Annotated in this window: 20 protein-coding genes; 12 read left to right on the forward strand and 8 right to left on the reverse strand. The window is 70.9% G+C overall.

The window, feature by feature from the left end:
• On the forward strand, positions 1 to 893 hold an 893-nt coding region (locus FMQ63_RS03850), incomplete at its 5' end, for a Circumsporozoite protein (protein ID WP_141276553.1).
• 41 nt (positions 894 to 934) lie between these two features.
• Entirely contained in the window at positions 935 to 2107 is a 1173-nt protein-coding gene (locus tag FMQ63_RS03855) for a tetratricopeptide repeat protein (protein WP_011555457.1), read from the forward strand.
• A 19-nt stretch (positions 2108 to 2126) separates the two neighbouring features.
• On the opposite strand, the gene FMQ63_RS03860 is transcribed toward FMQ63_RS03855, so the two are convergent.
• The 4 genes from FMQ63_RS03860 to FMQ63_RS03875 form a co-directional block, all read right to left on the reverse strand.
• Positions 2127 to 3011: an SGNH family hydrolase gene (locus FMQ63_RS03860; RefSeq protein WP_011555458.1), complete on the reverse strand. Its 885-nt coding sequence runs from the start codon at positions 3009 to 3011 to the stop codon at positions 2127 to 2129.
• Between the two features lie 18 nt (positions 3012 to 3029).
• Complete coding sequence (locus tag FMQ63_RS03865; protein WP_011555459.1) at positions 3030 to 3797, reverse strand: alpha/beta fold hydrolase; 768 nt, start codon at positions 3795 to 3797, stop codon at positions 3030 to 3032.
• 104 nt (positions 3798 to 3901) lie between these two features.
• Positions 3902 to 4666, reverse strand: coding sequence for an amino acid ABC transporter ATP-binding protein (locus FMQ63_RS03870; protein WP_011555460.1), 765 nt, complete (start codon positions 4664 to 4666; stop codon positions 3902 to 3904).
• Positions 4663 to 6108: an ABC transporter substrate-binding protein/permease gene (locus tag FMQ63_RS03875; protein WP_011555461.1), complete on the reverse strand. Its 1446-nt coding sequence runs from the start codon at positions 6106 to 6108 to the stop codon at positions 4663 to 4665. Before FMQ63_RS03875 ends, FMQ63_RS03870 begins: the two co-directional genes overlap by 4 nt.
• A gap of 184 nt (positions 6109 to 6292) precedes the next feature.
• Between FMQ63_RS03875 and FMQ63_RS03880 the strand changes: the two genes are divergently transcribed.
• The 5 genes from FMQ63_RS03880 (at position 6293) to FMQ63_RS03900 (ending at position 11750) form a co-directional block, all read left to right on the forward strand.
• Positions 6293 to 6709, forward strand: a complete 417-nt coding sequence (locus FMQ63_RS03880; RefSeq protein ID WP_011555462.1) for an EamA family transporter — start codon at positions 6293 to 6295, stop codon at positions 6707 to 6709.
• A gap of 136 nt (positions 6710 to 6845) precedes the next feature.
• Positions 6846 to 7541, forward strand: a complete 696-nt coding sequence (locus tag FMQ63_RS03885) for a response regulator (RefSeq protein WP_011555463.1) — start codon at positions 6846 to 6848, stop codon at positions 7539 to 7541.
• A gap of 121 nt (positions 7542 to 7662) precedes the next feature.
• A complete protein-coding gene (locus FMQ63_RS03890; RefSeq protein ID WP_011555464.1) occupies positions 7663 to 8256 on the forward strand; it encodes an RNA polymerase sigma factor in 594 nt (197 codons plus the stop codon).
• Complete coding sequence (locus FMQ63_RS03895) at positions 8253 to 11180, forward strand: CHAT domain-containing protein (protein ID WP_011555465.1); 2928 nt, start codon at positions 8253 to 8255, stop codon at positions 11178 to 11180. The genes FMQ63_RS03890 and FMQ63_RS03895 overlap by 4 nt, the downstream gene beginning before the upstream one ends.
• Before the next feature lie 33 nt (positions 11181 to 11213).
• Positions 11214 to 11750, forward strand: a complete 537-nt coding sequence (locus FMQ63_RS03900) for a hypothetical protein (RefSeq protein ID WP_011555466.1) — start codon at positions 11214 to 11216, stop codon at positions 11748 to 11750.
• Positions 11751 to 11764: 14 nt separating this feature from the next.
• On the opposite strand, the gene FMQ63_RS03905 is transcribed toward FMQ63_RS03900, so the two are convergent.
• Entirely contained in the window at positions 11765 to 15409 is a 3645-nt protein-coding gene (locus FMQ63_RS03905) for an AAA family ATPase (RefSeq protein WP_011555467.1), read from the reverse strand.
• Positions 15410 to 15742: 333 nt separating this feature from the next.
• Between FMQ63_RS03905 and FMQ63_RS03910 the strand changes: the two genes are divergently transcribed.
• The 3 genes from FMQ63_RS03910 to FMQ63_RS03920 all read left to right on the forward strand — a co-directional run bounded on the left by FMQ63_RS03910 (position 15743) and on the right by FMQ63_RS03920 (position 19110).
• On the forward strand, positions 15743 to 17758 hold the full coding sequence (locus FMQ63_RS03910; protein ID WP_011555468.1) for a YgiQ family radical SAM protein: 2016 nt from the start codon (positions 15743 to 15745) through the stop codon (positions 17756 to 17758).
• A gap of 71 nt (positions 17759 to 17829) precedes the next feature.
• A complete protein-coding gene (locus tag FMQ63_RS03915) occupies positions 17830 to 18450 on the forward strand; it encodes a hypothetical protein (protein WP_011555469.1) in 621 nt (206 codons plus the stop codon).
• Between the two features lie 144 nt (positions 18451 to 18594).
• Entirely contained in the window at positions 18595 to 19110 is a 516-nt protein-coding gene (locus FMQ63_RS03920; protein WP_026113763.1) for a hypothetical protein, read from the forward strand.
• A gap of 51 nt (positions 19111 to 19161) precedes the next feature.
• Here FMQ63_RS03920 and FMQ63_RS03925 read toward each other — a convergent pair whose 3' ends face one another.
• On the reverse strand, positions 19162 to 20790 hold the full coding sequence (locus FMQ63_RS03925; RefSeq protein ID WP_225909453.1) for a hypothetical protein: 1629 nt from the start codon (positions 20788 to 20790) through the stop codon (positions 19162 to 19164).
• Positions 20791 to 21009: 219 nt separating this feature from the next.
• On the opposite strand from FMQ63_RS03925, the gene FMQ63_RS03930 reads away from it, so the two are divergent.
• Positions 21010 to 22020: a ChaN family lipoprotein gene (locus FMQ63_RS03930; protein WP_020477855.1), complete on the forward strand. Its 1011-nt coding sequence runs from the start codon at positions 21010 to 21012 to the stop codon at positions 22018 to 22020.
• Positions 22021 to 22122: 102 nt separating this feature from the next.
• Here FMQ63_RS03930 and FMQ63_RS03935 read toward each other — a convergent pair whose 3' ends face one another.
• Positions 22123 to 23043 (reverse strand): RluA family pseudouridine synthase, encoded by a 921-nt coding sequence (locus tag FMQ63_RS03935; protein WP_011555474.1) that lies wholly within the window; start codon positions 23041 to 23043, stop codon positions 22123 to 22125.
• Positions 23044 to 23339: 296 nt separating this feature from the next.
• Here FMQ63_RS03935 and FMQ63_RS03940 point away from each other — a divergent pair, with 296 nt between their 5' ends.
• Positions 23340 to 24092 carry a serine/threonine-protein kinase gene (locus FMQ63_RS03940; protein ID WP_331274238.1) on the forward strand — a complete coding sequence of 251 codons (753 nt, stop codon included), beginning with the start codon at positions 23340 to 23342 and terminating at the stop codon, positions 24090 to 24092.
• Between the two features lie 11 nt (positions 24093 to 24103).
• Here the strand turns inward: FMQ63_RS03940 and FMQ63_RS03945 are convergent, their stop codons facing one another.
• On the reverse strand, positions 24104 to 24472 hold the full coding sequence (locus FMQ63_RS03945; RefSeq protein ID WP_011555476.1) for a hypothetical protein: 369 nt from the start codon (positions 24470 to 24472) through the stop codon (positions 24104 to 24106).
• Positions 24473 to 24508: the final 36 nt, after the last annotated feature.

The raw sequence follows: 24508 nt of genomic DNA on the forward strand, positions 1-24508 counted from the left end.
CGCCGCCGGCTCGCGACACCCGGCCCCCTGCCCAGGGCGGACGTAACGGCCCGCGCGTTGACACCCGGGCTTCCGCGTCCGGTTCGGTGGAGCAGCCGCGGCACAGCGCGCTGAGCGGCCAGTCCAGCTTCACGGCCGGTGGTGCCCGCGCCGATGTGAGCGGCACCGGTCCCGGTGGCATCGACACGCGCGCCCACGTCCAGGGTCCGACGTTCTCCGCGGATGCGCAGGTGGACGCGGACATCGGCCTGTCCGGCATCGACGTGAGCGTCGACATCGACATCGAGGCCAACCTCATCGAGGCGGGCGCCGGGGCCTCCAAGACGGTCGAGTTCGAGATTGCCGGCGAGGAGTACTCCGTCGAGCTGGACCTGGAGGCGCTGGGCAAGATTGGCGCCGAGGGCAGCATCGAACTGGACCTGCACGTGGGCACCGACGGCAACGTGTCCATCAACGCCTCGGCCTCCGGCTTCGCGGGTGCGCAGGCGAGCCTCACGGGCTCCATCGAGCTGAAGCACGAGGACGACACGCTCGCGTCCGGCAGCATCACCGCCAGCGCCAGCGCGGGTGTCAGCGGCGACGCGCACGCCAACATCGGCATCGAGAATGGCAACCTGGAGTTCGACGTTGGCGTGGAGGCCACCGCGGGCCTGGGCCTGGGCGTGGAAATCGAGGGCTCCGTCAATCCCGGCAACGTGCTGAAGGCCGTGGGTGAGACGGCCGCCGCCGCCGGTGGCGAAATCCTGGAGAACGTGGTCGACGGCGCCATCAACGCGGGCGGAGCGGTGGCCGACGCGGCGGGCCAGGTCTTCACCAACGCGGCGGACGCCGTGACGGACTTCGCGGGCGACGTGGGCAACGGCATCAAGAACGCCTGGGAGGCCGTCTTCTAGAGGTACCCACCTCGCGCCCCCCACCGCTAGAATCGGTGCCCATGGCCGTCTCCAAGCTGGCATCCTCCGCCGCGCGTCTCATGAAGCAGGGCCTGCTGAAGGAGGCGGCCCGCGACTTCGAGCGCGCCATCGAACAGGACCCGAAGGATGCCAGCGCGTTGCTGGGACTGGCCCGGTTGCGGCTGGCCCAGCACGACGAAACGGCGGCCCGCGCGGTGCTCCAGCGGCTGGTGGCGCTGCATCCCACCCACCCGGAGGCGCTGAGCCACCTGGCCCGGCTGGACGCGGAGAAGGGTGATGCGCGCCAGTTGGACCTGCTGGCCGCGCTCGCCGCGCAGCCCAAGGCGGGCTTCTTCGAGGTCATCAACCATGGCCGCGCCCTGCTGGGGCATGACCGGTACGCCGCCGCCATCCCGGAGCTGGAGCGCGCGCTGGCGCTGCAGCCCGGCAATGCCCAGACGCTGACGTACCTGGGCATGGCCCTCCAGGGTGACAAGCAGTTGGACCGGGCACTGCGGCGCTATCTAGAGGCCGCGGAGGCCAACAAGACGGAGCACCTGCCGCTCCAGCTCGCCGCGCGTGTGCAGTTGCTGCAAGGGCACGTGGGCGCGGCCATCGTCACGCTTCGGCAGGCGATCCTGCGCAGCCCTCGGGAGACGGCCCTCTTCCGGGAGTTCGCTTCACTGTGCCTGATGGCCGGCGCCCCCGAAGCGGCGATGCGCGCCGCCATCGAGCTGCGCCTCCAGCTCCCCGACAGCGCGGACGCCATCTACCTGCACGGCATCTCCGCCTTCGTGGCCGGCAAGGACGAGGACGCGGACCGCATCCTCCGCGAGGCGCTGGCCAAGGCCCCGGAGTCCGCGCCCGTGCGCGTGGCGCTGGCCAAGGTGCGCCGCAAGCTGGGTGACGACGCGGAGGCCCAGACACTGCTCGAGGCCGCCGTGGCGACGGACCCGTCCGAGGCCGGCGCCGCCAACGATTTGGCGGTGCTGCACCTGTCGCGTCCCGGTGGTGCCGCCGCCGCGCGCGCCATCCTCACCGAGGCCTTGAAGCATCACCCGGATGACGCGGGCGTCCACCTCAACCTGGCGCTGGCCCTGGCGGACAGCGACAAGGCCCAGGCGCTCACGCACGCCAGGCGCGCCCAGGCGAGCACCCACCGCGACATCCGCGAGCAGGCCGAGCGGCTCGTCACCGCCCTGAGCCCGCGCTGACGCGGCCTTCGCCGCGCCGCTAGCCCTGCTGGAGCAGGCCCAGCACGCTCAGCACCTCGGGGTACACCTTGTTGGCGAAGTAACGGCCGCCCGCGACGGTGAAGTGCACGCCGTCCGCCATGCGCAGGCGCATGGGCTTGCGGAAGCCATCCACCCGGGCCTGACTCAGCGCTCGCCCCTTCGCGTCGGTGAAGAAGGGGCGCGTGTCCAGGTGCACCGCATCCTCCCGGGAGGAGATGACCTCGCGCTGGAGGGCGCGGATGATGCGCAGCTTCTGCTCGAAGCGCTTGAGCCCCGTGGCCGGCAGCTCCAACCAGACAATCTTCCGGCCGGGCGAGGAGAGCACGGCCAGGAAGTCATTGATGCGCTGACGGTAGGCGGCCTCCCACTCCGCATGTCCCCAGTGGATGGCCTTGCCACCCTGGGTGTCCTGGAGCGACTGCCCGTCGTTGCCCCCGAGGATGACGACGACGACGTCCGGCTGGTGACGCTCCACCTCCTCGCGGCCCACGTCCATCCAGTCGAAGAAGTCCGGACGGGCCAGGCCCGTGGAAGACTTGGCGCGGCGGGCCGACTGGATGCGCGGGTGCGCGTCCAACTGGGCCTGGAGGTACTCCCCGAAGCCAGTGGCGATGAGGCTGTCCCCCAGCAGCAGCACCTTGTGCTTGCGCGCCACTTCGGGCGACGGAGCGGGGGCCTCCGGTGCCGCGGCGGGCGGCGGTACGGCCGTGGGCGCCACGGCGGAGGGCGACGGCTCCTGCACGGAAGCGGCAGGCACGGGCGTCGCGGAGACAACGAAGAGGGTGACGAGCAATCGCGTGAGACGGTTCTGCATTGGCGCCCGAAAGGTAGCGATCCCCGCGCCATCCGTACATCCCCTTATCGGCCCGACGGAACCCCGCACCGCCCCTGCCGGACTGCGTCAGGCAGCGCTGCTCTCCACTTCGGGCGCCGCCGCCGCGTCCAGAGCCGCCAACCAGGGCCGCAGGAGCCCCGCGCACGCCTCCGGATGCGTGAAGTAGGGCACATGCCCCGCGCCCCGCAGCAGGTGCCGGGGCGTTCCCGGCGGCAGCGACGCGGCCAGGCGCTCCACCGTGGACGGCGGCACCAGCACGTCCCGCGTCCCCTGGATACAGACGCAGGACACGGGCAGCCTGCGCAGCTCCGGCGGGGGCGCCTCGCCCCGGATGGCCAGGGCGCGATGCCAGGTGGAGCTGCGCTCCAGCGCCGTGGTGGGCACGACTTCGGGCACACGGGAGAAAGACACCGGCGTCCAGGCCGCGAGCCCCGCCGCCACCGCGCCCGGCCGGGCCCACCGGGCGATGGGGCCCATCATGCCAATGGCGAGCCCGCGCACGCCCAGGTGCTCGGTGCGGGCAAAGGCGCCCAGGAAGGCCACGCCTCGCGCCGCGCCAGCCGCCGCCAGGTGCGCGGCCACCATGCCGCCGAAGGAGCTGGCCACTACCGCGTCCACCTCGCCCACGGCCCGCAGCACCTGCCGCGCCAAGGCGCCCGCGCCGCACGCGGCCGCCTCACCTTCGGGGTACTCCACCAGGATGGGACGGGCCCAGGGCAACAACTGGTGGGCCAGCGCCTGGAAGCCGGAGCCACGCGCGCCCAGTCCGGGCAGCAGCAGCACCCGAGGCCCCCGCCCCTGCCCCCACTCCATCCACTGGACCTCTCGACGCATGCCTCTCCTTCGCGGGACGCGGCGAGGAACACCGCCGGTGCGCCGGTTCTGCCGGCCCGTCCGCCAGCATGCCCGGCGGGCCGGCCGCGATGCCAGTGATGCGCTCAGGCCCCCAGGGTGCGCAGCGCGGGGACGCGGCCCAGGCCCAGGAAGGCACGCGTGCGCTCATGGTGTGGATTGGCGAGCACCCGGGCGGGCGGCCCCTCTTCGATGATGTGCCCGCCGTGCAGCACCAACACGCGCGAGGCCAGCTCGTACGCGAAGCGCATCTCGTGGGTCACCGCCACCAGGGTGAGGCCGTCCGCGAGCAGTTGCTCCAGCAGGTCAATCAGCGCCCCCACCCGCTCCGGGTCCAACGCGCTGGTGGGCTCGTCCATCAGCAGCACCTCCGGCTCCATGGCCAGGGCCCGGGCAATGGCCACCCGCTGCTGCTCGCCGCCGGAGAGTTCGGAGGGGTACGCGTCCTCGCGGTGGGACAGACCGACCTTCGCCAACAACGCCCGGCCCCGCTCGTTGGCCTCTTGCCGGCCCACGCCCTTCACGTGCATGGGGGCCTCCGTCACATTGCCCAACGCCGTGCGATGCGCGAACAGGTGCCACTGCTGGAAGACGAAGCCGACGCGGCGGCGGATGCGGCGCACCTTCTCGCCCTGCGCGCGGACATCGCCCGGGGCCAGCGTGTCCGGCCCTACGCGCACCAAGCCCCCGTCGAAGGACTCCAGCCCGTTGAGGCACCGCAGCAGCGTGCTCTTCCCTCCACCGGAGGGGCCCACCAACGCCGTCACCTCGCCTGGGGAGAAGACGGCGTTGATGCCCTCCAGCACCGGCCGCCCCTCGTAGCGCTTGCTCAGCTTCTCGACCTCAATCATCCGCGCTCCAGCCTCGCTTCCAGGTGCCTCGCCAGCCGGGACAAGGGATAGCTCATTGCCAGGTACATCAATGCGCACAACGCGCCAGGTATCAGCCAGCTTCGAACATCCACCGCGGTAATCGTCATCCGCTTCGTGAGCTCCACCACGGAGATGACGGATACCAAGGAGCTGTCCTTGAGCAGCGCGATGAAGTCGTTCGCCACCCCCGGCAGCGCCACGCGGAAGGCCTGGGGGAGGATGACCCGCCGCAGCGCCAGCCGCAGGGGCATGCCCAGTGCCATCGCCGCCTCCAACTGCCCTCGCGGAACGGCCAGCACGCCCGCCCTGTAGACCTCCGACTCGTAGGCCGCGTAGTTCAGGCCCAGCCCGAGGATGGCCGCGCTGATGGGGTCCAACCGGAGCACTCCGGCCAGCCCGTAGTAGAGGACGTAGAGCTGAAGCAGCACCGGCGTGCCGCGAAACAACTCCACGTAGGCGGTGGACAGCCGGGCCGCCCAGCCAGGCCCGTACAGCCGCGTCAGCGCCAGCCCCACGCCCAGGGGGATGGCCAGCACCATGGCGCCCACGGACACCAGCAGCGTCACGCCCGCGGCCTGGAGGAACAGCACCAGCTGTCCCCAGCCCATGCGCGCCGTCTGCGTGGGCGCCAGCACCTCGCGGGACTGCGCGTCCGTCCAGTCGACCATGCGCTGCTGCTCGGCGTTGTCGATGCCCCAGCGCTGGAAGATGGCGCGCAGCTCGCCCGAGCGAGCGATGTTCCCCAGCGCCGTGTCCAGCGCCTCCCGCAGGTCCTCCTCACCGGGCCGCACGGCGATGGCGTAGTAGCCTTCCCCCACGTCGCCCACCACCCGGAGCCCTGGACGTGGCTGCCCGTAGCGTTGCGCGATGATGTCGTCCATCAACACGGCGCGCACCCGCCCCTGCTCCAGGTCGATGTAGGGCTCCTCCACGCCTTCGTAAGGAACCGCCTCCACGCCGCTGCGCTGGAGCAGGTCCCACGCCAGGGAATTGGCCAGCGTCCCCACCCGCTGGCCCTTCAGCGCATCCAGCCCGGTGATGGCCGCATCGTCCCGCCGCGCCAGCAAGCGCAGGTGGAAGACGTAGTAGGGCCGCGTGAAGAGGATGCGCCCGGAGCGCGACGGCGTGACTTCGAGGCCGTTGAGCGCCACGTCGAACGAGCCGCGCTCCAACGAGGGGACCAGGCTGGACCAGTCGTTCTGGACGAACCGGGCCCGAACCCCCAGCTCACGCGCCAGGGCCTCCGCCAGTTCCACCTCGAAGCCTCGCATGCCCCCGGGTGCGTCCGGGTCCTCCATGGCGTAGGGCTCTCCACCCTGGGCATCCGCGCCCCAACGCAGCTCCCCCGTGCGGCGCACCCGCGCCAGTCCCGAGTCCTGTTCCGCGCCACACGAGCTCAGCAGCGCCAGCAGCACCAGCACGCAGGGCAGGAGGAATGAAGGCCTGATTGCCTGGGACAGTGACGGGCTCCTTCTGGCGCGTGTGAGGCCCCCGCCATATGCCAGGAGCCGCCCCACCGCCAGTCGCTCCTGACAGCGCCGCCCCACACTGGTAGGCCGGTGACCCTGAGCGGCATTCCGCCGGCTCCAGGACCTGGAGATTTCGATGCCGTGGTGGGTCTATGCACTGCTCTCCGCGGGCTTCGCGGCGCTGACGGCGGTGCTGGCGAAGATGGGCGTGGAAGGCATTCCTTCCACGCTCGCCACCGCCATCCGCACTGTCGTGATTCTGGTGTTCGCCTGGAGCATCTCCCTGGCGCGCGGGGAGCATCACGCCCTGCCTGCCATCAGCCGCAAGACGCTCCTCTTCCTGGTGCTCTCCGGCGTGGCGACGGGCCTTTCGTGGCTGGCCTACTTCCGCGCGCTCCAGCTCGGGCCCGCCTCCCGCGTGGCGCCCCTGGACAAGCTCAGCCTGCCGCTCACCCTCCTGCTGGCGTTCCTCATCCTCCACGAACCCCTCACCTGGCGGATGGGTGTGGGCGTGACGCTCATGGCCGTGGGTGCATTGCTGACGTTGAAATGAACCCCGGGCGCAATGGGATGAAGCAATCCCACCCACCCTGTCGCAGGTGCGAGCATGACCCGGCATTCATTTTCCAGACTCTGGGATTTTCCGTAGGTGCCCGGTCTAGAGTGCGCGCCCGAGGAGCGACGTTGTCATGGATGCGTTCAAGGTTCTGGTGGTCGACGATGAGCAGCCCATCGCACGCGCGCTGCAGCGTCTGTTGAAGCGAGAGGGATTCGAGGTCCAGATTGCCTTCAATGGCAACGAGGCGCTGGAGCGGCTGGAAGGGTTCAGCCCGGACATCGTCCTGACGGATTTCCGGATGCCAGGAATGACGGGCAGCGAGCTGCTCCAGCGCCTCAAACGCAGCCATCCGCTGGCCCTGCGCCTCATCATTTCCGGCTATGCGGACTTCAAGTCCGTGGTGGCATCCGTGAACGAGGGCGAAATCTGCCGGTTCATCAGCAAGCCCTGGGACGACGCGGAGCTGGTGACGTACCTCAAGGGCCTGCTGCGGCACCGCGAGACGATGGCGTGCCTCTACGCCCCCTTCCGGCAAGCGCCGGACGGCGTGAACGCGGAGGTGGGCATGTCGGCCGCGTCCATGGTGCTCAAGGTCCAGGTGGCTGACCCGTCCTTCCCGGCGGACCAGGCCGTTGCGCTCATCGAGCGCTTCGCGGGCCTGCTGGCCGACGACCGCCTCAAGGTGGTGGGCGGATTGCTCGAGCGCTACGGCGGGCGCCTGTCCTTCATGGCGGACGTCGGTGGCCCCCAGCGGCTCCGGCTGGAGGTGCCGATGCCCACCCTGGAAACCGTCAACGCCCTCCGCCCTGGCGCGAGCGACGCCTGACGGAAACACACTCCACCCCACACCCAGGCACACCCTCGGCCGATAACGCACTGCGCCGTCCGATTTCACCGAAGGGAATTTCCCCGGCCCGTTCTCACCGTGCGCAGGGAGCAGCCCACCGGTGGAACGACACGAGAGCAGGACAACTGAGAGCCCCGCCGCGCCGGGCGATGGGTACCGCCGTCAATTCGACGCGTTCGCGCGAGCACGGCGTCCGGCGTTGGTTCGAATCGCCCGGCGATTGTGCTCGGGTGGAGCCATCGACCCGGAGGACCTGGTGCAGGAGACGCTGGAGCGCGCCTACCGCCACTTCGACAAGCTGATGGCGGAGAACGCGGGGGCGGTGAGCGTCTGGTTGAGCACCACGATGAGCAACCGCTTCCTGGACCACTGCCGGCGGCGGCGCACCGAGGTCATGGGTGCGCCCATGCTGCGCCTGGTGCAGGACCTGGACGCCGAAGGCGAAGCGGCGCCCCAGGAGCGGTGGGAGCGCGTGTCTCGCGACGAGTTCCAGCGGGCCATCGACCAGTTGCGCCCGCCGCACCTGCGGGACGCCTACCGGCTGCACGTCGCGGGGTTGCGGTATCGGGCCATTGCCCAGCAACTCCGCTCGACGGAAGGGACGGTGGGCCGGTGGCTCACGGAAGCGCGGCAGGCGCTGCGCGAGCTGCTGGGCGGCAAGGACGCCTCGCACGAAGGCATGGCTGAATCATGAGCAGCGTCTGCGACAACCTGGAACGTTTCGTCGACGGGGAGATGCTCCCCGCGGACGCGGAGAACTTCCGCCACCACCTGGCCCGCTGCGCGGCGTGCGAGTCGCGGATGAAGGAGCTGGTCGCCCTGGAGCTGCTCGCGGACGACGCGCTGAACAGCCCGGGGACGGAGCGCCTCGGCGCGACTTCGCCCTGGCGGAACAAGTCCTGGCTCATGGTGGTGCCGCTCGCGCTCGCCGCGGGCCTGGCCGCGCTCGTGCTGGTCCCCCGGACGCAGCCCACCGACTCCGCCCCCGAGCTCTGGCTGGCGGAAGCGGCCACCCGGCCCCTGGAAGTCCGCCTCACCCATCCCGGCGCGGACGGACACCGGCCCTACCAGGTGATGCGCAGCGGCGCGGGCGCCCGGCCCCAGGCACTGGCGCTGCGCGAGCTGGCCCGGCTGGAGGAAGCGGCGGACCACCGGGGCATCGCCTCGGCCTTCCTGCTGCGCGGTGACATGGCCCAGGCCTCCGCGTTCCTCGACAAGCTGCCCGCCTCCGCCGACCTGGACACGGACCGCGCGGCCCTGGCGCTCCAACAGGATGAACCGGAGAAGGCGCTCGTCCTGCTGGAGCGCGCGCTGAAGCGGAAGCCTCGCCATGCCCAGGCGCTCTGGAACCAGGCGCTGGCGCTCCAGCGGCTCGGCCTGTCACTGCGCGCCGCGGAGTCCTTCGAACAGGTGGCGCGGCTCGGAGAGCGCGGTTGGAGCGACGAAGCCGCCCAGCGCGCCCAGGCGCTGCGAAACGCGGCGGAGCAGGAGCGGCAGGACTGGAAGGGCATGCGTCAGGACTGCCAACGCATGGTGGACGGGGGGGCGCCGCTCTCCACCGCGCAGGCGGAGGCCCTGCCGGGCATGGCGCGCGTGTGCCTCTACAACGCCCTGCGTGCGGCGGCCTCGCCCGAGCGCGTGGAGTCCCTGCATCCCCTGGCGGTGGTGCTGGACCGCAAGGAGGACGGCACGCACCTGGAAGATGCCCTGCGCCGCACCGCGCGGCGGGATTTCTCCGCGCGCGTGCCCCTGGCCAGTGAGTACGCGCGCCTCACCCGGGGCGAGCTGAAGGGCCCCGCGCTGGAGTCCTTCCTGTCGCGGCTGCGCGAGGCCCGGCAGGAGGACCTGCTGCTGGGCGCGCTCGCCTATGCGGACCCGCGCCAGTTCCCAGACGAGTACCGGGCGCTCGCGTTGGAGACGAAGGACCCGTGGTTCGCGCTGCTGGCCGAGGAGCGGCAGGCCCGGGCGGACGCACTGGCGGATGCCCCGCAGCGCGCGCGGGAGCGGCTCCAGGCCGCGGTGAAGACGTGCACGGCCTCCGGGAAGCAACTGTACCGGTGCATGTTGATGCAGCGGGAGCTGGGACTGGTGATGGCGCGGCTGCATCGCCCCGTCGATGCACGCGCCCGCTTCGTGGGCGCACTGCGCGCCGCGCGCGACAGCCGGGAGTGGGGTTCTCAGCGGAACCTGCTCCAGGACCTGGGACAGGTGGCCCGGACGCAGGGAGACCTGGTGCTGGCCCGGGCCTATGTGGAGGAGCTGCTGCTCCAGACGCCCGAGGGCTGCGCGGACTCCGAGGTGGCGCTCACCAGCCTGGCGCTCGCGCACCACCGCGCGCTGGATGTCGCGGGCGCCCGGGAGCTGCTCGACCGGGCCATCCAGTGCAGTCAGAAGCCCTCCATGGCGCGGCTGGCCCTGCTGGCCGACCTGGCCCGCACGCCCTTCCGCAAGCCGGAGGACGCGCGGTTGCTGGAGCAGGGCCTGGGGGCGCTGCGCGATTCGGGCGCGCAGGACGCGGGGGACCTCGCGCTGCTGCGCCACATCGAGGGCCGCTTCTACCTGGAGCAGGACGCGCACAAGGGGCAGGCGCTGTTGCGGCAGGCGCTGGCCGACGCCTCCAGGTTGCCAGCGGCGAACGTGAGCGCGCGCAAGGCCCGCGTCTACAGCTACACGTCACTCATCCTCGACGCGGGCCGAACGGGCGAGCTGGCGCAGGGGCTGGCCCTCTTCGCCGAGGAGCACGCCATGCCCGCGCCGGAGCGCTGCGTGCTGGGCGTCACGGTGGACGACGAGCGGACCTTCGTCGTGGCCCGGGACGCGGAGGGACGCCTCCTGGGCCACCACGACACGGGAAGGACGGCGCCGTTGGAGGGCGTCGAAGGCCTGGTGCCCGGCGCGGTGATGAAGGCCCTTCGCGCCTGCCCCAGCGTGGACATCCTCGCGCGGCCGCCAGTGCAGGGGCGCGCGGGGCTGCTGCCGTCCGACATCGCCTGGTCCTACCGGGTGGGCGGCCTGCCCGATACGCCGCCGTCCCAAGCGAAGGCCCAGCGGCTCATCGTGACAGACGTGCTGGCGCCCGCGTCGCTGCACCTGCCCACGCTGCGCGCGTGGAACCCGGCCAGCGACGCGGGCGAAGGACTCACCCTGCTCCGCGGCGCCGAGGCCACGCCGCCGCGCGTCCTCGCCGCCATGCGGGATGCCACCGAGGTGCAGGTCCACGCGCACGGCATCATCGACCCGTCCGTGGCGGATGCCTCCGTCCTCGTGCTTTCACCGGAGGCCACGGGTGGCCGCTTCGCGCTCACCACGGGCGACCTGAAGGGACAGCGGCTGCGAGGCCGGCCGGTGGTGCTGCTCGCGGCCTGCTACGCGGGCCATACCAGCGCGTACCTGCATGAGAACTTCGGACTGCCGCTGGCCTTCATCGAATCCGGAGCGCGGGCCGTCCTCGCCGCCACGCAGGAGATTCCCGACGACGAAGCGCACGCCTTCTTCGAGCCCGTCCTCGCCCGGATTCGCGATGGCGTCCCCGCGGCCGTGGCCCTGCGTGACGAACGTCAGGCATGGTTGCGACGCAACGCCAGCGCCTGGGTCCAGCAGGTACTCCTCTTCGAGTAATCCCCTCCCCTTCCATCGAGTGAGTTCATCCCCATGAAGAAGTACCTCCTCCCCCTCGCGTGTCTGTTCCTGGCCTCGGCCTGCCGGCACTTGGGCAACACGCCGGACTGGCCCCCCTCGGAGGACATTCCCCCGGGCACCTATGTCCTCATCACCCTGCAAGACGCCCACAGTCCCCAACGGCGTTCCACCTACGTGGTGGACCCGCGCACGGGCACCGTGGTGGAGCGACGGGATGGCAAGCGTGCATACGCGGTCGCGGACCCCCAGTCGCTCGACACCGAGTCCACGGGCGAGGCCGCGCAGGCCGCCCTCGCGCCCACCAGCCGCGTCACCGTCGCCATGTCCGTCAATTGCCGTGACACCCTGACGTTGCCGGATGGCTGCGTGGACCTGGCCATCGACCCCAAGCATGAGACGTCCGGGGACCCGAACCCCATCAAGGATGAGAAGCAGCGCATCGCCATCACGGAGCGCTACGTGAAGCAACTGGCCGTGAACGTCCTGCAGACGGCGCGCCGCACTGGTGTCCAGGTGCATGTGCCCGCGCTCAAGCGCCCGGCGAAGTAACGGCCCGCGTGGGCCTACCGCGCGTCCGCCCCCGAGGCTCCCTCGGGGGATGGAGCCGCCGGCACGAGCCCGCTCAGCGTCTCCACGTAGGTGGCGGCCACGCGGAGGAAGCGCGCGCCCTTCACACCGGTGAGGTACTGCCGCTTCATCGCGCGCGTCGCGCCCACATAGAACATGGCGCGGCGGATGCGCTCGTTCTCCCGGGTCGAGCGCTCGCGGGCACCGGCCATCCACTGCTCCGCGGTGTCCAGCGCATCCAGGCCCGCGAAGAAGACGATGGGGCATTCGTGCCCCTTGCAGGAGAACACCGTGGTGGCGCGCACGTGGTCCACGCCGCTGACGCGGAAGTCCGTCACGTTGCGCCCACCCTTGCCTCCGTAGGCCTCCGCGGGCACGCCCGCGCGCTGGAGCGCCTCCGTGTACTGGGAGGGCATGACGGGGGCCACCACGAGGATGTCACTGGGGTGGACGCCCTCCTCGCGGATGAGGCGGGCCACCTCGCGAGCCACCTGCCGCGCCTCACTGGCGCTGGATGCGAAGCCGCGCACCTGGGGCAGCACGCCGCCGCGCTCGGTGGACTGCACGCGGAAGAGGCCCTCCAGCGTCTCCTCCGGAAGCCAGACGAGCCCCTCGCGCGCCAGCTCGCCCACCTTCATGTATTCGCGCATGCCGGGCTCGGCCGCGGCGTGCTGGCGCATCGGGTCCAGCACCACGTTGAAGGCGACGTCGAGGATGTCCCGGGTGGCGCGGAACGTCTCCTTGAGGACGCGGGTGCGGCCGCGGAACGACAGCCCCTCGGGCAGCTGCTCCTTGAGCGCGTCGATGGGCACCTGGCCGTAGACGTTCTGCGAGTCGTCCATGAAGAGCTGGAAGCAGCGCACCTCTCGTCCGTCCGGCAACGTGTCCGGACGCACCAGCGCATGGAGCATGGCCAGCGCCTTGGCGTCCATGTCCTGGGCCTCGTCCACGAAGACGCCGTCGAACGATTCGGGGGCATGGCGGCGCAGCGCCCCCACGTGCCGCACCGTCACCCGTGCGCGCAGCTCACGCACTCGCAGGCGGCCCGCGCGCTGGGCCAACGCCTCCACCAACAACTTGTCCACCAGCGGGGCCAGCGCCCGGTTGAAGAAGGACACCAGCACCTGCGCCTCGGAGTGCTCCAGCAGGTAGCGCGCCACCCAGTGCGCCAACACGTACGTCTTGCCGCTGCCCGCCACGCCGCGCACCAGGTGGTGCCCGTCGTCGAAGCGGCGCTCGAAGAGGGACACCTGCTCGTGTGTGAAGAGGGGCTTGCCGGGCCGCGCGCCCGAGATTTCCGCGCCCAGGTCCACCGGCACCGGCGGGGGTGGCGGCGGCGGCGCGCGCTGCGGCATGGGCAATGGCTCCAGGCGCAACGGCTCACCGGGGTGCACGCGAAGGCGCGGCAGCAGCGACAAGAAGCGCTGGGGAATGGTGGCGGCGCGCGCCTCGTCGCGGGAGGCCAGCACCAGCAGGTAGTCCTTCGCGCGGCTGGCGGCCACGTTGAGCATGGGCACCAGCGTGTGAGGCGGAAAGGGCCTGCCTCCAGCGACGGTGTCCACCAGCACCACGTCGTACTGGGTGCCCTGCTGGCGATGGATGGTGGACGCGCTGAAGACGTCCCCGCGCAGGCCCGCGGCATTGCCCAGCCGGCGAAGCAGCGCGGCCTGCGCGCGGTAGGGCGTGACACACAAGACGCTGAGGCCAGAGCGCACCGCCTCGCGCGCCAGGGACACGGCGAGGTTGGCGGACAGCTCGCGCTGGTAGCCGGAGCCCGTCTCCCCGCGGCCGTGCGTGAGGCGCTTTGAATCTCGCGTGAGGCCGTCCAGCACCACCCAGCCCGCGCGCACCGAAGGGAACGCGGCCACCGGAGCGGGCCGCTCCGCGCGCTGCTTGACGACGTCGCCGTCCTCCAGCGCGCCGCCGTAGCAGAAGTGGCTCACCACCTTCGCGATGTCCGGGTGCATGCGGTGCTGGGTGCGCAGCAACAACACATCCGCGCGCGCCGCGTCCTTCACCGCGTCTTCCAGGTGCGACAGCCCGCTGCCGCGAAGCCACTTCTGCGTGCCCTTGCCCGCGCCCTCCGCGGCGCGGCTCACCGGGCCAATCTGCTTCGGGTCACCGGCCAGCGTCACCCGCTCCGCCAGCGGCCCCATCAACGCGGTGGCCGCGCGGGTCACCATGCCGGCCTCGTCCACCACCAGCCGCGCGAAGTGCCGCTTTCCCTCCAGCTCCGACACCAGCCGCAACGCGCGGTGCACGGTGACCACCACCAGCGGGCAGTCCCCCTTCTCCACTTCCTTGAGCGTGGGGTCCTTCACCTTGCCGCGCAATCCGCGCAGCTCCGCCTGGAGCTTGGCCAGCTCATGGGCGGGGCCGCCTCGCACCCGCTGGAGGATGAGCTCCCGCTCCCGCTCCTCGATGCTGGCGCGCAGCTTGCCGCCCTTGGTGTCCTCCAGCATGACGGTGGGCAGCTTCACCAACGCCTCGCTCGCGCCGGTGCCGCCACGGAAGATGCTGCGCGCCAGGGGCCGCAGCGGAATGGGCTCGCGCTCCAGCAGCGCGCTGACGCGGAGGACCAGTTCGTCCGCGGCGCGGTTGGTGGGCGCCACCGCGAGGATGCGCTCCCCCGGGAAGGCTCGCAGCGCCCGCGCGATGAGGTCCGCCACGGCCGTCGTCTTGCCCGTACCGGGAGGTCCCCAGATGCAGCCCCAGGGCTGGCGCCACAGCCTATCGGCCGGAATCAGGGCCTCATCCTGAGGTGTCAGCGTGACGGCAGGCGCCTCCCCACAGGCGCGGCGCAGGGACTCGGAGAGGGCATCCTGCCGCTCTTCGTAAGCAGAGGCCGCCGCGCACAGGGCCTCGGCGAAGTCATAGGGCCGGTAGCACCAGCGGTCCGCGGACAGCGCGCGGCGGTCCACGTCATCCCCGTGGCTGGGCGCGGCGAACACACGCCCCGATTCGAAGTCCAGGTGGACGACGTCTCCGCCGAAGACGCACTCCTCCCCCAGGAAGCCGAGCACCGAACCTCCCGACCAGTCCGGGTCCGCCGCCGGACGCGGGATGAGCGACAGCACCCCTGGCCCCTGGAGGCTGACCTCGCGCACGTCCTGTAGCAACTGCGCGCGGTACTGGCTGCGCTCGGACAGGAGCGCCTCCCGCAGGTCCTCGGGCAGATACGCGGGCGGAGCCCAGAGCTCACGGCGCTTCCCGGTGGCCACCGCGGCGCGCATCGCCTCGCGCTCCGCGGGGCTGACGTCCTCTGGCGCGGAGACATCGCGCGACGGAACGTCCTCTCCGCCTTCCCGTCCTCGCGCCATCCGCGAGACGAGCAGCAACGGATTCGGCGCCCGGGCCACGTCCGCCTTCGCGTCGGTGGGCTCGGGGGCGTGGGGCGGCTCCACACGCACCGCGTTCTCGGTGCGCCGCAGCGCCACGTCCTCCTCACGTGGAGGCTCGGGTGCCTGGAACGTGTTGCGCCAGCGCGGCACTGCCCCCACCCGCTGGGGCGGAGCGGCTTCGGGCGGCGGCGCATCGTCGTATTCGACATGCAGCTCACGCGTGGACGCAGGCGCCTGCGAGCCCCCGTCTCCGGGCTCCGCCGCCTCGCCCGCACGTCCCGCCTCCGGCCCCCGCATCATCGGACGCGCGGCCTCCACACCCCGCCGCGCACCGGCCCTGGGCCACCGGTGCCACGCGGGGCCGTTACATCCGGCAGGGCTGGAGAAGACGCTGCGGCTGCCATGGCGAACACTCGCAAAACCTACACTTCATGACCTGCCCACCCGAACAGGTCGCCACATGTAAGAGGCCGGCCAAGGTAGGGGAGGCTTGGATCGCCGTCAATGCGCCACACCCAGGGTGCATGCGCGGTGGGTAGGAAGGCAGGCCGCCCCGGTGTACACCCTCTCCAGCCGGGCTTGCTTCCACGTCCTCCCGATGTTCTGGGTGGAAGCCCCCTGCCCCTCACCGACATGGCCCATTCGACGCGCTACGCCCATCCCTTCCTGCCCACCACCCGCGCCGACATGCAGGCGCGCGGCTGGGAGCAGTGCGACATCATCATCGTGACGGGGGACGCGTACGTGGACCACCCGGCCTTCGGGCCGGTGCTCATCGCGCGCTTCCTGGAGGGGCGCGGCTTCAAGGTGGGCCTCCTCCCCCAGCCGGACTGGCACTCGGCCGAGCCCTTCAAGGCGCTGGGGCCGCCGCGCCTGTTCTTCGGCGTGGCCGCGGGCAACCTGGACTCGATGCTCAACCGGCTGACGGCCCAGAAGAAGAACCGCTCGGAAGACCAGTACAGCCCCGGCGGGCAGACGAACTGCCGGCCGGACCGGGCCACCATCGTCTACGCGCAGCGCTGCCGTGAGGCCTACCCCGACGTCCCCATCATCCTGGGTGGCATCGAGGCCAGCCTCCGCCGCATCGCCCACTTCGACTACTGGAGCGAGAAGGTGCGCCGCTCCATCCTCTTCGACGCCAAGGCGGACCTGCTCGTCTTCGGCATGGGCGAGCGCCCCATCATGGAAGTGGCGGACCGCATGCGCCAGGGTGAGCGCATCCAGGACATCCGCGACGTGCGCGGCACCGCGTACACCATCAACGACGAGGAGATGCGCGCCCTGGAGGCGGACCCGGCCAGACGCGCCGCGGACCGCAAGACGGTGGTGCTGCCGTCCTACGAGCAGGTCATCGAGGACAAGCACGCCTTCGCGGTGATGAGCCGCGACTTCCAGATGGAGACCAACCCGGGCAACGCGCGTCCGCTGGCGCAGCGCCACGGCAACCGCGCCATCTACATGAACTCGCCCGCGCTCCCGCTGGAGGACGGCGTGGGCACCGCGGGCGCCGAAGGCAAGTCCGTGGCCATGGACGAGCTTTATGACCTGCCCTTCAACCGCGTGCCGCACCCGATGTACCGGGAGCGCATCCCCGCCTACGAGACGGTGAAGCACTCCATCGTCCTCATGCGCGGGTGCTTCGGCGGCTGCACCTTCTGCTCCATCACCGAGCACGAGGGCCGCGTCATCCAGAGCCGCTCCGCGGAGAGCGTGCTGCGCGAGGTCCGCGCCCTGCGCCGCATGGGCGACTTCCGGGGCACCATCACCGACCTGGGTGGCCCCACCGCCAACATGTACAAGCTCAAGTGCAAGAGCGAGGACATCGAGAAGCGGTGCCGCAAGCTGTCCTGCGTCCACCCGGGCGTGTGTGAGAACCTCCAGACGGACCACGGCCCCCTCATCAGCCTCATGCAGGACGTGCGCAAGGAGGACGGCGTCAAGCACGTCTTCATCGCCAGCGGCGTGCGGTACGACCTGGCGGAGCGCTCGCCGGAGTACGTGAAGGAGCTGGCCGCGCACCACGTGGGTGGGCAGTTGTCCGTGGCGCCGGAGCACGTCTCCCCGCGCGTGCTGGAGAAGATGAAGAAGCCCGGCATCGAGAGCTTCGAGCGCTTCCAGCAGATGTTCGCGTGCGCCAGCGAAGAGGCCGGCAAGGAGCAGTACGACATCCCCTACTTCATCAGCGGCCACCCGGGCTCCACGCTGGAGGACATGGTGGAGCTGGCGCTGTGGCTGAAGCAGAACGGCAAGCGGCCCCGGCAGGTGCAGGACTTCATCCCCACCCCCATGGCCATGGCCACCGCCATGTACTTCACGGGCCTGGACCCGCTGAAGATGGAGCCCGTCTACACGGCCCAGGGCCTGCGCGAGAAGCGGCTCCAGAAGGCGCTGCTGCTCTACTGGAACCCGGAGCAGTGGCCACTGGCGCGCGAGGCGCTGAAGCTGGCCGGCCGCGAGGACCTCATCGGTCGCGGGCCCCACGCGCTCGTCCCGCCGGAGTCCCCCGGGGAGGCCGCGCGCCGGCAGCGTACCGAGCGCGACACCGGCGCTGGTGCTTCCGCGCCGCGTCACGAGGCCGCGCCCCGGCTCGGACCGCATGGAACCGCACGTCCCCGGGCGCGCCGTCCCGGTGGGCCTCGCGCCCGCTGAGCCCCCTGGGACATGGGGGCCCGAACGCGCGGTTTGAATAAACCGCCGCGATTTTCGTCGGGCCTCCCACCATGCTCAGCCTCCTTTCCGCGTTGTGGCTCGCCACGGCTCCCGTGACGACCTCGGAACAGCCCGTGGTCCGCCCCCCGCCTCCGCAGTGTGTGTTCTCCCAGGGACGCTCGGTGTGCGGCTACCAGTGCAAGACGACCGGAACACAAACAGCCTGTGCCCGGACGCCCTACGGCATCTGTGAGGTCCTGGTGGGAGGCGTGCACTGTTGGGACCCGCCCCTGGTCGCCATCCAGCACCCGCCCACCACGAGCGCGAAGCCAGAGTGCAAGGAGAGCCGGGGCCAGGTGGCCTGCGGCTACAACTGCCGTCAGTTCAACGGCGAGGTGGCCTGCAACCGGACGCCCTACGGCGTCTGCTCCACGAACTTCAACAAGCTGACCTGTTGGGACCCGCCGGACGCCGTCATCCACCAGTACGGCGCGGAGACGCCCGCGCCCCGCTGCCTCAACGCCTCCGAGGACATGGCCTGCGGCTATGACTGCAAGGCCACGCGCACCGAGGTGCAGTGCGCCAACACGCCGGACGGCGTGTGCCGGCTCGACAACCAGCGCTTCACCTGCTTCGACCCGCCGTCGTTGCTGCACTGCGACCACAGCGCGCCCCCGCCGCCCCGGCACTGAGACCACACGTCCAGCGCGTGTGACTCGGCACGCGCGTCATGCCCGCGAAGGGGAGGCCCAAGCCCCCCTTTGCGGTGCTACACGGCTCCGGATAGGGTGCGCCGCCTTTCGCGACATCGCGACACACCCAGGAGCACGAAGACGATGGCCAGGACGACCCAGGAGCAGACCCAGGAGCGCCACGCGTTTCTGCTCGAGCTCTTCCGCCAGCAGCCGGACATCAGCAGCAAGGAGGCGCTGGAGTCCTTCAAGGATAAGTTTGGCGGCACCATCAACATGAAGACGTTCAACCAGCTCCGCGAGCAGGCCGAGGACGAAGCCGCGTCGGCCGCAGCCGCCGCGCCCGCCCCCGCCCCGGAAGTGGAGCCCGAGCCCGAGCCCGAGCCCGAGCCCGAGGAGACCGAGGCGACGGTGGACGACGCCGCCTCCCGCCTGAAGGCCGCCGCGGCCCCCGAGGCCATCAACGGCGCGGCCGGCGCCCCCGCCAAGAAGGCCAAGGCGAAGGGCAACGGCCCGAAGAACATCTTCGTGGACGCGCCCAAGGAGCACCTCACCTTCCTGGAGGGCATCATCCAGCAGTTCCAGGAGGCCGGCGCCGCCAACATCCGCATCGACCACGCCACGGACCGGTGGATGGTCGTCGTGGTGGACTCGAAGTAGCAGGACCGTCCCGGGCCAGGCGGAGTGCCCGCCTGGCTGGGAGACGCGCCGTCAGCGCTCGGCGGACGGCGCCAGCATCTCCAGAGGAAGCAGCGCGGAACGGGACAGGCGGCTCACCTCCAGCGCCGGGCCCGCTCCACTCACGCGCGCCCCCTGGAATCCCGTGGCGTCAGCGGCGCCCTCTTCCCACGCCACGAACCAGGCCGTCCCGTCCCACACCACCACGGGCGCGCGTGACGTCGCCCCGGCGGGCAACACGACGGGCACATCGAGCAACTGTCCATCCAAGCTCACCCGAGCGGCCAGCATGCCCGGCGTGCCGGAGAGATTCTCACTCCAGACCGCCAGATAGCCATCGGTGCCCCGCGCGGCGGCGACCGGAGGCTTGTGGCCCCACGGGCGCGTGAGGCGCAGCGCCGGCCTGTCCTTCACCACATCATCGTGCGTCACACGGGTCGCCAGGATTTCGTGCGGGCCGAATTCATCCGTGCCTGTCGTCGTGCCCGCGTAGGTGACGAGGAACTTGTGGTCTCCGGCCGCCACGGCGGGCGCGATCTCCTGCTGGAAGTCCCCCGTGGAGATGGTGAAGCCCGACTTCGAGCCCAGGATGCTTCCGTTGTCCCCCACCCGGACACCGCGCACGCGGTGGATACCCTGCCGGGTGGCATCCCAGACGACGAGCGACTTGTTGCCACTGGGCGCCACCCGAGGCGCCGTCTGCTCGTCCGCGCCCGTGGCGATTCCGAAGGCCGCGGGCCCGTCCAACGCGAGGTTCTTTCGGAAACGGGCGCCGTAGATATCAGCGGTGTCGTTCTTGTCGTCCTGCCACACGACGAAGAAGTGGTTGCCCGTCCACGTCACGTCGGGGACGGTTTGAGCACCCTCACGGACGACGAGCGGGACACCGCCAGCCCCATCCAGCCGGATGCCGTCTTTCGTCACCCGGTTCCCGAAGATGTCCGGCGTGAGGACTCCACCGCGCTGGTCGCTCCAGACGACCAGGAACTGTTTTCCATCAAAGGCCACGGCCGGCTTGATGGCCATGTTGGAGGCGGAGACGGAGAGCTGCGTGCGCTCGGACACGTCTCCGTCAGACGTCACACGGATGGCGTTGATGATGCTCTCCACATCGCCGATGAAGGGGAAGGCGAGCAGACACAGCTTGTGTGCGCAGGCGATGCCTGGAGGCCCTCCCACCTCATCGGAGCCGAAGACGACGAACCGGCGGCGCACATCCCCGTCGCGCTCCACATGGGCGGCAACCAGACCGGAAGCGCTGACCCAGGTGACCAGGAAGAACTTTCCGTCCCAGGCCACTCGAGGCTGCCCGCCATCAAACCCGCTGCCCGCGTTGATGGGAAAGCCCCCCGGGTCCAGCACCTTCCCCTTGGGTGTCACCCGCGCGCCGAAGACGCCCCCCTCGCGTTCGTCCTGCCAGACGACCAGGAACTGTTTTCCATCAAAGGCCACGCCTTCTCCCGGACGTCCCGTGGGCGGACGCTTCCCGATGCTCCCTCCCATCTCGGACAGGCCGGCGCGGCCGTCCAACGCCTGCCAGACCTCCTCCGGCACGCCTTCGGGCGCGTCGTCCAAGGGCACACCGCAGGCGCCCAACAGCACTCCCAGCAACACGCCACCCCACCGCGCCATCCGCACGGGCTTCCACTTCCCCTGACGCATACGTTGCTCCCCTCTGGTTCGACAGGCGGCAACGTCAGGCGCGCGAGGTGACGCAACAATCCGCCCGGTGGGGAGGGAAACGCATCCGTCACGGCGCCCTATCCATCCCATCGGGTCCCTCCCGGGACGTCCCTCGCTCCTGCGGTTGTCACCGGCCCACCACCTCACCAACCCGGGAGTGGTCCACGAGGCCTGCCTTGTGGATGAATGGCGCGCGTGATGCGCACGCTCCTCATCGCCTCCGTCCTGCTGGTCGCCACCGCCTGCTCGCGCGCCAGCACCACGCGTCCTGATTCCGCCGTGGAGCAGCCTGGCGTCCAGGCGCCGCTTCCCAACGAGTGGTCCTCTCCTCTGCACCGAGAGCATCCGCTCACGGGCCGCATCTGGGACGTGAAGGCGGCCCGCTTCGTGGACGCGGACACCATGCGCCGCTCGCTCGCCCAGGCCCGCTTCGTGGTGCTGGGAGAGCGGCATGACCAGCCCGACCACCACCAGCTCCAGGCGTGGCTCGTCCAGGCCCTGACCGAGGGAGGCCGGAAGCCCGCGCTCGCCTTCGAGATGCTCGACGTGGGGCAACAGGCGGCGGTGGACGCGTCACTGGCCCAGGCCCCGCGGGACGCGGAGGCGCTCGCGCTCGCGGTCAACTGGGCGGGCAGTGGCTGGCCAGACTGGGCCCTGTATCGGCCAGTGTTCGCGGCCGGGCTCGAGGCGGGGCTTCCCATCGTCGCCGCCAACCTGCCGCGCTCGCAGGTGCGCGACCTGGTGATGCGAGGTCCGGAGGCCCTTGCTCCCGAGCTGCGCCAGCGACTGTCCTTGGACACGCCGCTGCCTGAGCCGGTGGAGCAGGCGATGCGCCTGGAGCAGGACGAGGTGCACTGCGGTCATCTACCCAAGGAGATGCTCGGCCCCATGGTGCAGGCCCAGCGTGCACGGGACGCGCACCTGGCGGACCGGCTGTCGAACGCGGACACCGGCCAGGGTGGCGTGCTCATCACCGGCAACGGCCATGCACGGACGGACCGGGGCGTTCCCGCGCAGCTCGCGGCGCGTGTGCCCGGCAAGGACGTGCGCTCCGTGGGGCTGCTGGAAGTCGCCCCGGCGCTGCGCGCGCCTGCGGACTACGCGGCCTCTTTCGGCACGCAATCCCTTCCCTTCGACTACGTCTGGTTCACGCCGGCGATGCCCATGGAGGACCCGTGCGCGGCGCTCCTCAAGCGCCCCAAGAAGTAGCGTCCGGGGCGCGTGGCGTGACATGACCAACACGTCTGGGATTCGCCGGACATCGCGGGCGGCAACCTGTTGCTCCAGGTGCGCTTCCAAGGACGACCGCGCTCACCCACCACGCAGCACCGTGAGCGCGCGCTGGAAGTCCTCGGGCAATGGCGCCTCGACGCGGACGGGCTGCCCCGTAGCAGGGCTCGGAAGCTCCAAGGTGAAGGCATGCAGCGCCTGCCGGCCCAACGCCCGCGCCGCGGCATGCGCGCGTGCCTCCGGCGGACCGTAGAGTGAATCCGCCAGCACGGGGAACCCCGCCTCGGAGAGCTGCACGCGAACCTGGTGCGTGCGGCCCGTGTCCAGGTCGACCTCCAGCAACGCGGCATCCGCGAAGCGCTCGCGAACCTCGAAGGAGAGCGCCGCGCGACGCGCGGAGGGCACGCGGGTGGTGAAGCGCCGAGGGTCCGCCGGGTCTCGAGCATAGGGCCCCTCCAAACGGCCCTGGGCGGGCGGCTGTCCCAACACCAGCGTCCAGTAGCGCTTGTCCACACGCTTCTCCTGGAAGGAGCGCAGAAGCGCGGCGGCGGCCGTATCCGTGCGTGCGAAGGCCAGGCAGCCACTCGTCTCCCGGTCCAGGCGGTGCACCACCCCTGGCTGGGCCAGGCCCTCCACATCGAAGGGCGGCCGCTGCGCGGCGAGCAACCCCACCACGGAGGCCGCGCGCCCTTCCGGCTCCACCACGATGCCCGGAGGCTTGTTCACGATGACCAGGGCCGAATCGTCATGAAGCACAGGCAGCACCGGCCCTTCAGAAGCGGCCACCGACGCAGCGCGAGGCTCGGGCCTTTCGAGCTCAATCTCCTCGCCGCCCCACAGCTTCCGCGTGGGCTGGCACCTCTTGCCCCGGATGCGAACCGCTCCCGAATCAATCAGGGCACGGGCCCGCTCCAGGTTGATGCCTGGGACCTGCTTCGACAGGAAGCGGTCGAGCCGCTCACCGGCGGCCTCACGAGGAACCTGGACCTTCTGCTGTGCCATGCGCTTCCCGTCCCTCAACGCGGGGGGCGAGTCAACGGCCTTGGGCGCCGTCCCCGCCACGCCACACGGGAGCATGGCTTGCGGACGACGAGGACGGCCCGGAAGATGGCGAAGAATCGACCCGGCCCGGCCCCGTGAATCCGACCTGCCCCACATGTCATACGCCCCACCCTGGTGCCGAGGCAGGTCCGCGACGCACCTGCGCCGCCTGCGGTGCGGACCTCACGCCCGGCGCGCAGGCGCGAAGCACACCGCCGGAGCCGGACCTCACGGGTGAATCCCTGGCGGGCTTCCAGCTGAACTCCCGCCTGGGCACCGACGCCACGGGCTCACTGTACGCAGCGGAAGGCCATGTGGGTCCATGCGTGGTGAAGGTGATGTCTTCCTCGGTGACAGCGGATGCGGAGGCGCGAGCACGCTTCCACCGGGAAGCGGAGACACTGCGAAGCCTCCGCCACCCAGGTATTGTCCGCGTCCTCGCGGTGGGCGAGGAGCGCGGCCACTGCTGGTACGCCCTGGAGCCCGTGATTGCGCCCGCCCTGGAGGCGAGACTGGACCGGGCGAACGCACTGCCCTTCCAAGAGGTGGAGCAACTGGCGCTGCGGCTGCTCGATGCGCTCGGCGCCGCGCACGACACAGGGCTTGTCCACGGGGACGTGCGGCCCCAGAACATCCTGCTCGCGAAGGACGGCGCGATGCTGACGAACTTCGGCCTGTCGCTCGTGCCTCCCGGTGCCCATGGCTACCAGGCCCCCGAGCAACGACAATGGGGCCGCGCCGTCCCGCAGTCGGACCTGCATGCGCTGGGGCGCGTCCTGCACGAGGCGCTCACGGGAGGCATGCCGGAGACGCAGCCACTCCCCCAGGGCGTGCCCCGGCACCTGCGCCGGTTGCTGAAAAGCCTGCTCTCGGAAGCCATCCAGGACCGCCCCGACAGCGCCATCTCCGCGCGGCGACTGCTGACCCAGCGTGCGCCGCTGGGCCCTTTGGCCGTGGGCATCGCAGCGCTGCTGGCGATGCTGATGTTCCTGCTGCTGCGTGCGGCGTGAGCGCCTCCCGCTCAGAGGCCCTGGAGCTGGACACCGGACATGCGGTGCTTGGGCTTGCGGCGGATGAAGCGGTTCGCATCGCCGCGCCGGTAGCAGGTGATGAGGCGCTCCTCGTCATTGAGAAGGACAATCCACCCACGCGCCTGCCGCGCCACATCCAGGCTCCGCCAGGCCCAAGGCAGCTCCCGCTCCAGCACCGTGACGTGCGTCATGCCCGCCGCCCGGGTCCGGATGCCAAACTCCAGGATGAAGTCGAGCACATCGTCACGAAGCTGCCGAAGCGAGCTGCGCTCGACGAAGTGACGCGTGGCGGAAAACCCAGGGGAAACGGGCGGACGGCAAACGGGCATGGCGTGGACCTCCTGTTGCCAGGAGGTCATTACACATGCCGTTCCAACGCCTCATTCCCAAGATTC

This window comes from Myxococcus sp. CA005 (genome assembly GCF_006518205.1).
In the GTDB taxonomy this organism is placed as follows: Bacteria; Myxococcota; Myxococcia; order Myxococcales; family Myxococcaceae; genus Myxococcus; species Myxococcus xanthus.